Consider the following 13,517-nt stretch of genomic DNA (forward strand, 5'->3'; position numbering starts at 1 on the left):
CATGAGTTCATTCATCGAAATTAATCACTTACAAAAACAATACGGGGATAATCTAGTATTGAAGGATATTAATGTTAGTATCGACAAAGGAGAAATCGTGAGCATTATCGGCCCTTCTGGTTCCGGTAAATCAACTTTTCTAAGATGTATTAATCTCTTGGAAGAACCCACAGCAGGAGAAATACTGTTCCAATCTGATAATGTTTTAGGGGATCACTTTAATCTTCCTAAATACCGAGCAAAGGTCGGTATGGTGTTTCAACAATTCAATCTCTTTGATAACCATGACGTCTTAACGAACTGTGTTGTGGGGCAAGTCAAAGTATTAGGTCGTAGTAAAGAAGAAGCAGAGCAAATTGCCTTAGCAAACTTAGAAAAAGTTGGACTTAGTCAATTCGCACATGCTAGACCTTCCCAATTATCAGGTGGGCAAAAGCAACGTGTCGCTATTGCTAGAGCTATATCTATGGATCCAGATGTGCTACTCTTTGATGAACCAACTTCTGCTTTAGATCCTGAAATGGTTGGTGAAGTATTAAAGATTATGCGTGATTTAACAGAAACAGGCCTAACAATGATTATCGTAACCCACGAAATGACATTTGCTCAAGAAGTATCTGACCGTGTCATCTTTATGGACAAAGGATACGTCGCGGAAGAAGGTCATCCAGATAAAATGTTTAACCATCCATCAAATGAAAGAACCAAAGAATTTTTACAACGTGTGCTAAATAATTAGACTACCAAACCTCTTGTGGATAAGACTCATCTTATCCCGAGAGGTTTTACACATGTTTATAGATTGTCACGACAACCTTTTAAATAGTTATACACACTATCCACAGACTTATCCACAGAATTTCTGGGGATATCCCCTCTTTTAAAGCCCTTTCTTTTTGTATATCCACAGGTTTTCAACAAAGTTATCCCTGATATTATGTCTCTTTTTATTTGTGAATTTTCTATCTAAAGCTTGTCTTATCAAGGTTTTCAATTTACCTACACTTTTTATCTTATTCTCTTTTTCTCTCTCTCTTCTACCTATTCTAGATACTATTCATTAAGTTGTTCTAGAAAGCTCTTCAAATCATAATTCTTTCAATAGATGTCTTTTAAAATAAGTTATCCACTTATCCACATTATGCCTGTGCATAACTTTCCCAGTCATTGTAACGACAAAAAAACCCAAAGTCCAGGGACTTTGAGTTTTATACATCTTTTTATTTAATTAAACGGTAAATCGCATCTGCATAAATGACTGTCGCGTTGATTAAATCATCCACTGCAATAAATTCATTCTTTTGATGCATCGTATCGATACTATCTGGGAACATCGCGCCATAAGCAACACCACGTTCTAATAAACGACCAAATGTACCACCACCGATAACTTGTTCATGCCCTTTTAGACCTGTGTGATCTTCATATACAGCTAACAGTGTTTGAACCAATGGATCTTCTGGTGAGACATAATGAGGCCCTTTTCCACCAGGTACTAAAGTAACTTCTACTTCTTCTTTGTTGATGGTTTCTTTTATCGTCGAAACGATAGTGTCTTCATCCGTTCCTTTTGGATAACGGAAGTTCAAGGTAATGCTATTAGATACGCTATTAGCATCAAAAGAGAACACACCGGCATTCATCGTTACTTCACCCATAATCTCATCAGAATGATACACACCTAATTTTTTACCTTCTGTATCTGCGTGAACAAAATCAGCAATTGTTGTAACAAAATCTTTCGCTGGTCCAGAAAAATCATAATAGCTCAAGAATTCAGCCAGATATGTTCCAGCATTAATACCACTACTTGGTGATGCTCCGTGCGCTGCTTTACCATGTAAAGCTAAAGCCACTTTATTATCTACCACTTTGGCTTCACCTGTCACAGGTTTACCTTCTAAGAACTCAATGTATTCATTTGCAAAAGCTTCTGCATCACCTGTCACGATGACACTTGCTTCTGCCAATTCAGGTACCATATTGGCACGTTGACCTGAAGCAAAAGTAACTAATTGAACCGTTCCTTCATTTTTACCGCCAACTTTTAATAGGATCGTTGCATTCCCTTTTTCACCATTGATAATTGGAAATTCAGCGTCTGGTGAAAAACCAAAATCTGGTGTTTCTTCTACACTTAGGTAGTGATCCATACATTTCCATTCACTTTCTTCATCGGTTCCAATAATTACTCGTGTTCGTTTAGAAACAGGTAATTCTAATTCTTTAATTATTTTTAGAGCATAGTAAGCGGCCATTGTTGGCCCTTTATCATCACTCGCGCCACGAGCGTAGATACGTCCGTCTCTTTCTTCTGGTTCAAAAGGATTTGAATCCCAACCTGGTCCCACTGGCACTACGTCCACGTGACCAAAAATACCTAATGTTTCGTCACCACTACCATATTCGATGTGGCCTGCATAGTTATCAACATTTTTAGTTAGGAAACCATCGCGTTCTCCAACTTCTAAAAATTTCAGTAAGGCTGCTTTAGGGCCAGGTCCTACTGGTGCCTCTTCCGTTGCTTTATCATCTTCACGAACGCTAGGTACTCTTAGTAAATCAAATAAGTCTGTCATCAAGTCTTCACGACGAGCTTCGACTTCTTTTCTCCAATCAATTGTCATATCTTCATCCCTTCCTACATACTTTCTTCTTTAATCATATCATTTATTTCTCATTTTTGTTAAGAAATTCCGATTTATTCTATTAATCTTACCTTTGATTAGTCTGTCCCGTCAAGCTCATTAACTCATCTAATTCTAATTTTGTTAAAGGACGGTAATTTCCTCTCTCCAAGCTGTGATCTAAGCAAAGAGATCCCATCCTTAACCGCTCTAATTCAACGACTTTCTTACCTACAGCTTCTACCATTCGCTTCACTTGATGGAATTTACCTTCCATTATTTCTAGATGAATCATGGATTGCTCTTTCACTTCATCTCTGGAGATAATCTTTAAGGTAGCCGGTAAACAAGCTTCCCCACTCTTTAGTATTATCCCTTCTGAAAAGGTTTGAATGTCTTCCTCTGTCATTAAACCAGCAACTTTTGCTTCGTAGAGCTTTGTCACTTTCTTTTTGGGCGATAACAACTGATGAGCTAAATCCCCATCATTTGTCAACAACAGTAATCCCGTTGTATCCTTGTCCAAACGCCCTACGGGAAATACCGACCAAATATTATCTTCTGGGGTTATCAAATCAATGACTGTCCGTTGATGGTTGTCCTCTGTGGCAGATAAAACACCCTTCGGTTTATTCATCATATAGTAGACAAACTCTTGATAGAATACATCTTTTCCATCTACTTTAACACGATCAGCCCCTTGATTTATGTTGCATTTTCCATCTTTCACCAACACATCATTCACAGATACTCGCTTTTTCTTTACGAGTTCTTTCACTTCTTTACGGCTACCAAATCCTGTGTGACTTAAAAATTTATCTAATCTCATCTCTTTCACCTCAAAAAGAAAAAACATCTAAACAGATGTTCTTTCTACTTTATTTTAAATTTGCGTCGTAACTTGCTTACCTTTGGCCCTAGTAACTGATCAGCTAATCTTGTTTTTAAAATTAACCAACCATAGACCATAACTCCAGCCATGGCTCCAATCATAACAATGATAAAGGCTTGGAATTTACGAGTAGGATCTAACATAAGGTATAACCCATTCTTGACAATATTCGTGAATCCCACCATGACCAAACTAAAGATAAAAATCAGTAATGTTCGTCGTAAGGTAATAGAATAATCAAAGGCCGTTTCCTTGTATATTTTCCAAATCATCAAAGCACTCATGACGGTAAAACCAATACCTGAAGCGAGTAACGGACCATAAACTTCAAACATTTTCACCATCGGGTATTGTAACATAAACTTAATCACTAACCCTACACCTAAATACAAGATAGCGTGCTTATTATTATACAACCCTTGTAAGATACTCGATGCTAGTATAAAAATACCCATAATCAGTCCAACACAACTGGCTTGGATTAAGACACTGACCCCTAAAGCATCTGGTTGATAAAACAAGACGTACATTGGTTCTGCTAAAACAATCATACCAAAGGTTGCAGGCATCATAATCAAGAGCAACAACTGGAAGTTATCACTAATTAACTTAGATAGTTCTTCCTCATTTTTAACGGTAAAATACTCTGTTACAAGAGGTAAACTGGTCATAGCAAGACCTGTCGCTAACGAAATCGTAATCATGACTAATTTATCCGGATTGGCACTAAAAATACTAAATAGCGCGGATAACTCATTATCCGTGTAATTCGTAAAGCCACGCATAATTCGTTCAAATGTAAATTGATCTATTAATTTAAAGAAGGTAATACCCGATCCCACAATAATAAATGGAATGGCCTGTTTAATCATTTCTTTAATCAAATGATTTTCTGAAATCGTGACTTCATTATGACTCGTTGCAACCAATTGGTCCATCTGTGGTTTTTGTTTCAAATAAAACCACAAGAGAGCTCCAAAGGCTCCAATCATACCAACAAACGCGGCAAATGTAGACTGAACCACTGCGTCAACATAATCTCCTTTATTCACTTTCATAATAATAAAGGTCATAAGTAACATATAAAACACACGTATCACTTGTTCTATAATTTGTGATACAGCAGAAGGCATCATGTCCTGATTTCCTTGGAAATACCCACGTATGACACTCATACTAGGGAAAATCAAAATGGCCCAACTTAACGCGCGCATGACTAAAATTAAATCCTTGTCCCCTTCGGCTAGAATAGGTGAAATACCATACATCACACCTGCAAATAATAAACCTAAACCGACCATGATGACAAGCGTTCTCTTGAACAGTCTCTGACTAATACCATACTCATTTAATGAATTGTAATGTGCAATTTGTTTCGCGATTGCTCCTGGAATTCCTGCGGTGGCAATCATTAAAAATAAAGCATAAACATTATATCCTTTATTAAATAATGCATTAGCAACATACCCGTTGCTTCCCATCCAGACATACCAAGGGATGATATAGACAGCACCCAACAAACGTGAAATCACGCTGCCGGCTGTCATCCATATCGAACCGCGAACCATTTTTTCTTTGGCATTTAATTCCTTATGCCCAAAAGAATTTGTTTGATCCGACATCCTTTTATCCAACTTTCTACAATATACTGCTATAATTGTAGCCATTTTACCTAGGTTATGCAATCAAATTTAAAGCGATTTAAGTCTTTTTTGATAAATTTGATTAATTGGCAACAATGTTAACTAATTTATTAGGTACTACAATCACTTTTCGGATAGTTTTCCCTTCAATTTGAGCTTGGACTAACTCATGTGCCATAGCTGTTTTCTCTAATTCTTCCTTAGCTGTGTCCCTCTTAAATACGGCTTTTCCACGTACTTTACCATTGACTTGGAAAATCACTTCAATATCATCTTCCACTAACTCTTTCTCGTCAAAAGTTGGCCATGCTACATAACTAATATCTCCAGTATTACCCATGCGTTCCCATAGTTCTTCGGAAATAAATGGCGCAATAGGTGCTAACAATTGTAAGAACCCGTTCATGTATTCAACAGGTAAAGCTTCTGCTTTGTATGCTTCGTTCACAAATGTCATTAATTGTGACACGGCAGTATTGAAATGGAGAACCTCATAATCTTCTGTTACTTTCTTAACCGTTTGATGGTAAATTTTTGTTAAAGTACCGTCATTATGCGTTGTTATTCTGTCACGTAATACAGCATTATCATCAATAAATAAACGCCACACACGGTCTAAGAATTTACGACTACCTTCTAATCCTTTATCACTCCAAGCAATAGAACCGTCTAAAGGTCCCATGAACATTTCGTATAAACGTAATGTATCAGCACCAAAGTCATTCACGATATCATCTGGGTTAACAACGTTGCCTTTAGATTTAGACATTTTTTCGTTGTTTTCACCTAAAATCATCCCTTGGTTAAATAATTTTTGGAACGGTTCTTTTGTATCTACTACACCGATATCGTATAGGAATTTGTGCCAGAAACGAGCGTATAGTAAGTGAAGAACCGCATGCTCTGCGCCACCTAAGTAAATATCAACAGGCATCCATTCTTTTAGTTTCTCTGGGTCTGCTAACATTTCTGTGTTGTGTGGGTCGATGAAACGTAAGTAATACCATGAACTTCCTGCCCATTGTGGCATAGTGTTTGTTTCACGGCGACCTTTCATTCCTGTTTTCTCATCCACGACATTGATCCATTCTGTCATGTTCGCTAATGGTGATTCACCTGTTCCACTTGGTTTAATGTCATTTGATTTTGGTAACACTAGAGGTAACTCTTCTTCAGGAACAGCCGTCATTGTGCCATCTTCCCAATGAATAATTGGGATTGGTTCACCCCAATAACGTTGACGAGAGAATAACCAGTCGCGTAATCGGTAACTCGTTTCCTTCTTACCGATGCCTTTGTCTTCTAGCCATGTTAACATCTCTGTGATGGCTTCTTCTTTGTTTAAGCCGTCTAAGAAGTCAGAATTAATGTGAACACCGTCTTCTGTGTATGCTTCTTCCGTAACATTGCCACCTTCCAAGACAGGGACAATCTCTAAATCAAATGTTTTAGCAAAATCGTAATCACGTTCATCATGAGCTGGAACAGCCATAATTGCACCTGTACCATACGTTGATAAGACATAATCAGCAATCCAAATCGGCATTTTTTTGCCGTTAACTGGATTAATCGCATAGGCACCTGTAAACACACCTGTCTTGTCTTTAGACAATTCTGTACGATCTAAATCAGTCTTTTTCTCAGCTTCTTTAATATATGCTGTGATTGCTTCTGATTGTTCTTCTGTCATAATCTCTTTGACTAACGGTAATTCTGGTGCTAATACAGCATACGTTGCACCAAATAGAGTATCTGGTCGTGTCGTAAATACCGTAAAGTCTTTGTCTGTACCATCAATAGCAAACGTCACATTTGCCCCTTCAGAACGTCCAATCCAGTTACGTTGCATTTCTTTAATGCTATCTGGCCATTCAATCAAATCTAAATCATCAATTAAACGATCCGCATACGCTGTGATTTTCAACATCCATTGTTTCATTGGCACACGGTAAACAGGGTGGTCTCCACGCTCTGACTTGCCATCAATAACTTCTTCATTTGCTAATACTGTTCCAAGGGCTGGACACCAGTTAACTGGTACTTCTGCTTCGTAAGCTAAGCCTTTTTCAAATAACTTCGTAAAAATCCATTGAGTCCATTTGTAATATTCTGGATCCGTCGTATTGATTTCACGGTCCCAATCAAAACTAAAGCCTAGTGCATCAAATTGACGTTTAAAAGTTAAAATATTTTTTGCTGTAAATTCAGCTGGGTCATTACCTGTGTCTAACGCGTATTGCTCAGCCGGTAAGCCAAATGCGTCCCAACCCATTGGGTGTAATACATTAAATCCTTGCGCTCGTTTCATACGAGACAACACATCTGTTGAAGTATAGCCCTTAGGATGTCCTACGTGTAATCCTTGTCCAGACGGATATGGAAACATGTCTAATGCGTAAAACTTCGGTTTAGATGATGTTTCTTCTGTCTTAAAGGTTTGGTTCTTGTCCCAATATTTTTGCCACTTTTTCTCAATCTCTAAATGATTGTATCCCATTTCTTTTCCTCCTAAAATATGATAATAAATATAAAAAAAGCCCTATAAAAGCCATAAACATAGCTTTTATAGGACGTTGTATCTAACGTGGTACCACCTATTTTTAGATAACCTCTGGCTGAGCAGAAGGGATCTCTTCATCGACCATGATAACGGATTGATTCCGGCATATTGCAAACTCTAAGATAAGTTCAAATGTTCCTCCTATGCATTCTCAGCCCCATGCACTCTCTAAAAAGATTTCCATTTTACTACTTCTCGTCTTTGTTTTCATATATTGGATTTATCATAACAGATACAAAGGTAACTTTCAACTAGCCACAATGATTCTTATCCCTAGCTTACTCGGATGCTTTGACCTTTATAAATAATATCAGATGACAAACTATTCCAGTCTTTCAGTTGCTTCACATTAGCGTTATATTTACTAGCTAGTCCCCACAATGTATCACCTGAAGAGACCACGTGCCTTGTTTGTTTCCCAACTTTTTGTGTGTGAGATTTTGCAACGCTTTGATTTAATGTCAATGTTTGTCCGACATGGATCAAATCACTGCTAAGACGATTCGCTTTCTTAAGTTCTGATACTGTTGTTTTGTTGGCTCTAGCAATGCTGTACAGGCTGTCGCCAGATTTTACTACATAGCTCGACTTGTTCTGCTTCACGGGCTTACTTGCTGGTTTTGAAGGTTTCACTGCAACCGTCTGCTGTTTAGCAGGTGTTGTACTCTGACCCTTAATTGCTAATTTTTGGCCCGCATAAATCATGTCAGTTGATAGACCATTCCACGCTTTTAAGTTAGCAACACTTACGCCATACTTAGAACCAATACCATATAAAGTGTCTCCTCTTTGAACCGTATGCTTTTTATTTGCCACTTGATTGGTTTTTGGCTTCGTTGTACTTGGCTTCGGTTGAGGTTTAGACGCTGTTTGCTTTTGACCTTTGATGCTCAATTTCTGACCTGGATAAATCATATCACTGCTTAGATTGTTCCATGCCTTGAGATTCGCGACACTCACGCCTTTGGCCGAACTAATTCCATACAACGTGTCCCCTCTTTGAACCGTGTGTGTTTGACCAGTAGCTGTCTGATTCGGTTTGGCAGTCGGTTTTGTGACAGGTTTTGGTTTTGGCTTAGGCGTCACTGGTTTTGAAGGTTTTGAAGTTGCACCAGTCAATACTAGTCTTTGCCCGACATAAATCATATCGCTATTTAGATTATTCCACGCTTTTAAACTCGCGACACTTACCCCTTGCGCTAAACTAATACCGTACAATGTATCCCCTGATTTAATAACATAATCACTGCTCTTAGATGGCTTAGGTTTCGGTTTTGCCTCTGGCTTCGTCACTGGTTTTTCTGTTGGTTTAGGCTTTGGTTTTTCAACAGGTTTCGATGGTTTTGTGGGTGTGTTCGTGTTTTTAACCGCTAATTTTTGACCCACATAAATCATGTCACTGTTTAGATTATTCCACGCTTTTAAATTCGCGACACTTACCCCGTAAGTTAAAGCAATACCGTATAATGTATCCCCACTTTTAACAGAATATTGTCCCCCAGTATTTGTTTGTGGTTTGGTTTCTGGTTTAGTTTGTGGTTTATTATTTGTGTTCCCTGGTGTTCCCTGATTTGAACCAGTATTCTTTCCATCATATTGTGTCAAATTATGAGTAACAATCAAATGATTCAGTTTATTATTATAGTTCGGGTCTGTTGCATACCTACCTGTTAGCCAGGCAGTGGCATCTTGATACGAGTTAGTATTAGACTTCCATGCCCCTGAATAGTAGTAATTTCCTGGTGAAAAAGAAGTGTTTTTAATAACTCTGGCATTGTCTTCAAAAGATTCCTTATAAGATGGGTACTTTCTAAACTGAGCATTGATTGTCACGTCTTGTCCATTAAAATGTTCCCATGTCTTCATGGTCACACTTTGGCCATTATAACTTCCTTTAATACCAAACAAGTTATAATTCGGTGCAGAAGACAACCCACTCGTACCATAACCACTCTCTAAAATTGCTTGAGCAATCATGACTGAAGCGTATAGGTCGTTTCTACCTGCGACGGCCTGAGCGTGAACAGCAGTATCCTCAATAAATCTTCCTTGTGGAGTCACTGAGTACGTTGATGCCATCGTTCTCTCTCTTTTCGGTTGCTCTACGGCTCTTTGTTTAACTGGAGCATTCATTTTTAAAGAATCATTAGCTACAGTAGCTGTCGCTGCTTTTGCTTGACTTGGTTTCTCTGTCACACCGTCTTCTTTAGGTGTGACTGTTTCTTCTATTTCTTTTTTTGTTTCTTCAGGTACTGTGACCGCTGTCTCTGATTCAACCTCTTCTGTTGTTTCTTTTTCAAGACTCTCACTTGTTTCTATGGTTTCCTCTTCGGAACTGTCACTTGTTTCTAAATCAGTTGATGGAATGTCTGTATCGCTCTCAGAACTAACAACTTCCTCTTTTTTATCTTCTGAAACCTCTGTCTCTTCCGTCTCGTTTTCCGTCTTTTCTGTATCGCTCTCTGTACTCTTATCCTCAACAAACGTTGAATTTAAAGTGTTAGATTCGTCTGTAACATCGTCTTGGTTTGTCTCTTTTTCGTCTATATCGTCTAGAGGTGGTTCTTGATTTTCTACTGTAACGGCGTGTTTAACCATGTTAGATGCAATGGATAAAACAATGGTTTGTTCCGACATATCAGTCTTTTTCAATCCAACGAGTGCCTCGAATGATGCTTTGGTAAACCCACTTTCTGAGAAGACCATTTTTATTTGATTCAGAGTCGTATCTACTTCATACTCTCCTACTTTTTTCCCTGTCTCATCTAGAATATCTCTGTCCTCTTCCTCAGGCACATACAATAACGCATTCGGTGATACTTGAATGATTGTATCTAACTCTGTTGACCGAGTGGCGTCTAAATCCACTGATAACTTCAACTCATTTTTTTGAGCATCAATCAGTGTGTCAGCTTCTACAGATGAAAGAAGCAGTCCTGCTCCCTCATTAGGTGGTGTTTCTACCCCTTGTAAATGACTATCCTTCACATCATCCAAGTTATCTGCCGCTGCCTTCACTGATAATCCAGGCGCAACAAATGACGAGGACAGCATCAGCGTTGTTCCTAATACAGATACGTTCTTTATAAACATAGGGTTGTTCTTTTCTGATGTTTTTTTCATTCTCATTCCTCTTTCTTATGGACCTAAATTTTCATCAATCTTTTCAGTTCCTTCTATATACCCCTCTATTAAAACATCTCTTTGGAGACAATACAAGGATAGTACTCATTGAATCCCCTTTTCTGATTAAAAAATAAGTCCTCTAGACGTTGCCACCTCTCATACTTTAGCCCGATTTTCACTGTAACATCTTGTTATGACTAAAAATACAAGGTATATTGACTGTAATAACTACAGTGAAGAGGAAAAATTATGAACAGAGAGCATTTTTTTATCGAGTTAAAATTATATCTCAGACAATTATCTCAATCCGATCAACAAAATGTGATCGATGAATACCAAGCTTTATTTGATGAAAAATTGGCTGAGGGGTTAACTGAATTCGAAATTACCAAAGGATTAGCTACACCCAAACAGATTGCCCAAGACATCTTAACAGATCTTAATTTACCTTTTGATATTCCAAATACACCCAATCAAGACTGGGTAGAATTTTCATCTTCTGGCTCTGATAATGAGCATGATCATCCATACCAACCATCAGCCCATTATACCGAAAATTCAGCCACAGCATTTACTCGATTCTTTCAGGTAGCAGGCATTATCTCTTTGAACGCACTGTTTATGATATGGGCTATTTTGTCATGGGCGTTATTACTATTTTCTGGCTGGCTAGTATCGTTAACCTTTATACTTAGTCCATTAATTAGTCTCTATTTACTTTTACAATTAAACAGTGCCTATAGCATGTTTCAATTTTTTATGACCTTGGTCTTATGTGGGGTTGGTCTTATTATATTTGTCATGTTGAAACCTTTAACTAATGGCTCACTTAAGCTATTAAATTACTACACTAAATGGAACTTATCTGTTCTTAAAGGAGGTCGACACGCCTAATGAAGAAGAAGACCTTATTCATCCTTAGTTTAGCCATCCTACTTATGATTACTGGTGGAATTGGGGCCACGATTTTTTACCAACGATTAGAAGCTGAACGTAAAGCCAGCGAAGTTAGCGAAAAATTTAAATACGATGGAACAAAAGAGCTAGAGCTTGTCTTTAAAAATGGGGCAAACGTCAATATCTCCACTTCTGAAGATGATTACATTCGTATGAATAAAAATGGCATTAACTTTGGTAAACAGCCTAAACAATCAGCCACTTGGGACATTCAAACAAAAAATGATAAGACGATTGTGACGATTGATAACAATATCAAAGAACAACAAATTGAGCGACGCTTTTTCTCATTTGGCAGTATTACAGAAGATTCGATCTACTTGCGACTCCCAGATAAGTATGACTCGATTAAAATAGCTGGTAATAATGTCAATGTTAACGTTGATAGACTCTCAACTCAAACCCTCTCTTTGGAATCAAAAAGAGGCTATATCAGTGTGTACGACAGTAATGTTCAAAATCTAGCTGCTGAAACAAAATATGGGGACATTGATATCAACGGGGTAAAAGCTGAAGAGGCGATTACATTAACGTCCCTTGCCGGTAATATTTCTGCCCAAGATTCCCGTTCTAATGCACTAACTATCACCTCGAAAAATGGAGACATCTTCTCAGCTAATACTAAAGGGAATTTGACGATGGCCTCAGATAACGGTTTTATTAGTGTTAACCACACTATAGGATTGACTGATATCAAAAATAAAAACAATGACATTTTTTACCATACGGATAAAATGACGACAGACGTGACACTAGAAACAACCCATGGTGATATTGCTATTGAAACAGATAAACCATCTATTGAAAAAAATAGCGTTAAGTTTGATACGACAAATGGTGTCATCTCTATTTTTAATAAAAACTTATCATCTGAAACGGAGTATAAACAAACAAAAGGAGACGCTACTATTAGCGCTATCTCTAAGAATGGAAACATTAATGTGGATGAACTCGAGGACGATGATGACCATTACTAGTCACTTAAAACATGTTATACTAAAGAAAACCTATATATGGGTTTTCTTTTTTATTTACGCTATATTCTAGGAGGCTTTTATGACAAAAAACAAACTATATTGGCACTACGGAGCAAGTATCTTTTTACTCATGTTCACTGTGATTGCCTACTTCGTTAAAGGTAATATTGCCGTACTGGCAGGTATTGATCAGCCTATCATCCAATTAATCAGAGGAAGCTTAACGCCATCGAAAACGACTTATTTCTTATACATCACAAAGTTCGGTAATACTGTGACAGTTATTTTACTAACCGCATTAATTGCTGGTGTGCTTTATTATTACAAACATACAATAGCTGCTTATTGGCTACTATTAAACATTGTGATTATTCAAGGAATCGGTAATTTTTCATTGAAATTAACCTTTGACCGACCAAGGCCAACCGTAGAACATCTTGTTCAAGCAAGCCATTCTAGTTTTCCTAGCGGTCATGCTATGGGAAGCGTGTTACTTTACGGGACACTAATTCTTTTACTTCCAAAACTCATCGAACACCGTGGCATGAGATACACTTGCCAAATTATTCTCGGCATACTGATTCTTATGGTCGGTACCAGTCGCATCTATTTGGGTGTACATTACCCTACAGACATTTTAGGTGGGTTTTCACTTAGTTTAGCTTGGCTATGTTTTTCATACCCATTCTACAAAAAATATGACTTTATTGAGTCATTCGAAGGGAAAAAATAACC

9 protein-coding genes and 1 other annotated feature are annotated in these 13,517 nt (G+C 37.8%); of the genes, 4 read left to right on the plus strand and 5 right to left on the minus strand.

Annotated features, from left to right (window positions below; all coding sequences use genetic code 11):
* Position 1: 1 nt before the first annotated feature.
* Positions 2 to 739, plus strand: a complete 738-nt coding sequence (locus ACVWM0_RS10360) for an amino acid ABC transporter ATP-binding protein (RefSeq protein ID WP_476472541.1) — start codon at positions 2 to 4, stop codon at positions 737 to 739.
* 481 nt (positions 740 to 1,220) lie between these two features.
* On the opposite strand, the gene pepV is transcribed toward ACVWM0_RS10360, so the two are convergent.
* From pepV to ACVWM0_RS10385, 5 genes are all read right to left on the minus strand, one after another.
* Complete coding sequence (pepV, locus tag ACVWM0_RS10365; protein ID WP_476472542.1) at positions 1,221 to 2,627, minus strand: dipeptidase PepV; 1,407 nt, start codon at positions 2,625 to 2,627, stop codon at positions 1,221 to 1,223.
* A gap of 88 nt (positions 2,628 to 2,715) precedes the next feature.
* Positions 2,716 to 3,456, minus strand: coding sequence for a pseudouridine synthase (locus ACVWM0_RS10370; protein ID WP_476472543.1), 741 nt, complete (start codon positions 3,454 to 3,456; stop codon positions 2,716 to 2,718).
* A 44-nt stretch (positions 3,457 to 3,500) separates the two neighbouring features.
* Positions 3,501 to 5,141: a putative polysaccharide biosynthesis protein gene (locus tag ACVWM0_RS10375; RefSeq protein WP_476472544.1), complete on the minus strand. Its 1,641-nt coding sequence runs from the start codon at positions 5,139 to 5,141 to the stop codon at positions 3,501 to 3,503.
* Between the two features lie 103 nt (positions 5,142 to 5,244).
* Positions 5,245 to 7,659 (minus strand): leucine--tRNA ligase, encoded by a 2,415-nt coding sequence (leuS, locus tag ACVWM0_RS10380; protein ID WP_476472545.1) that lies wholly within the window; start codon positions 7,657 to 7,659, stop codon positions 5,245 to 5,247.
* A gap of 66 nt (positions 7,660 to 7,725) precedes the next feature.
* Positions 7,726 to 7,933 (minus strand) — a binding site (T-box leader).
* Between the two features lie 62 nt (positions 7,934 to 7,995).
* Entirely contained in the window at positions 7,996 to 10,845 is a 2,850-nt protein-coding gene (locus ACVWM0_RS10385; protein ID WP_476472546.1) for a LysM peptidoglycan-binding domain-containing protein, read from the minus strand.
* Between the two features lie 252 nt (positions 10,846 to 11,097).
* On the opposite strand from ACVWM0_RS10385, the gene ACVWM0_RS10390 reads away from it, so the two are divergent.
* From ACVWM0_RS10390 to ACVWM0_RS10400, 3 genes are all read left to right on the plus strand, one after another.
* A complete protein-coding gene (locus ACVWM0_RS10390) occupies positions 11,098 to 11,742 on the plus strand; it encodes a DUF1700 domain-containing protein (RefSeq protein WP_476472547.1) in 645 nt (214 codons plus the stop codon).
* Positions 11,742 to 12,782 carry a DUF4097 family beta strand repeat-containing protein gene (locus ACVWM0_RS10395; RefSeq protein WP_476472548.1) on the plus strand — a complete coding sequence of 347 codons (1,041 nt, stop codon included), beginning with the start codon at positions 11,742 to 11,744 and terminating at the stop codon, positions 12,780 to 12,782. Before ACVWM0_RS10390 ends, ACVWM0_RS10395 begins: the two co-directional genes overlap by 1 nt.
* Before the next feature lie 79 nt (positions 12,783 to 12,861).
* Positions 12,862 to 13,515 (plus strand): phosphatase PAP2 family protein, encoded by a 654-nt coding sequence (locus ACVWM0_RS10400; protein ID WP_476472549.1) that lies wholly within the window; start codon positions 12,862 to 12,864, stop codon positions 13,513 to 13,515.
* Positions 13,516 to 13,517 lie beyond the last annotated feature (2 nt).

The organism is Vagococcus sp. 211 (assembly GCF_056322705.1).

Coding starts and splice junctions, on each gene's coding strand:
- ACVWM0_RS10360 (WP_476472541.1), top strand. CDS start 2: ATGAGTTCATTCATCGAAATTAATCACTTACAAAAACAATACGGGGAT.
- pepV (WP_476472542.1), bottom strand. CDS start 2,627: ATGACAATTGATTGGAGAAAAGAAGTCGAAGCTCGTCGTGAAGACTTG.
- ACVWM0_RS10370 (WP_476472543.1), bottom strand. CDS start 3,456: ATGAGATTAGATAAATTTTTAAGTCACACAGGATTTGGTAGCCGTAAA.
- ACVWM0_RS10375 (WP_476472544.1), bottom strand. CDS start 5,141: ATGTCGGATCAAACAAATTCTTTTGGGCATAAGGAATTAAATGCCAAA.
- leuS (WP_476472545.1), bottom strand. CDS start 7,659: ATGGGATACAATCATTTAGAGATTGAGAAAAAGTGGCAAAAATATTGG.
- ACVWM0_RS10385 (WP_476472546.1), bottom strand. CDS start 10,845: ATGAAAAAAACATCAGAAAAGAACAACCCTATGTTTATAAAGAACGTA.
- ACVWM0_RS10390 (WP_476472547.1), top strand. CDS start 11,098: ATGAACAGAGAGCATTTTTTTATCGAGTTAAAATTATATCTCAGACAA.
- ACVWM0_RS10395 (WP_476472548.1), top strand. CDS start 11,742: ATGAAGAAGAAGACCTTATTCATCCTTAGTTTAGCCATCCTACTTATG.
- ACVWM0_RS10400 (WP_476472549.1), top strand. CDS start 12,862: ATGACAAAAAACAAACTATATTGGCACTACGGAGCAAGTATCTTTTTA.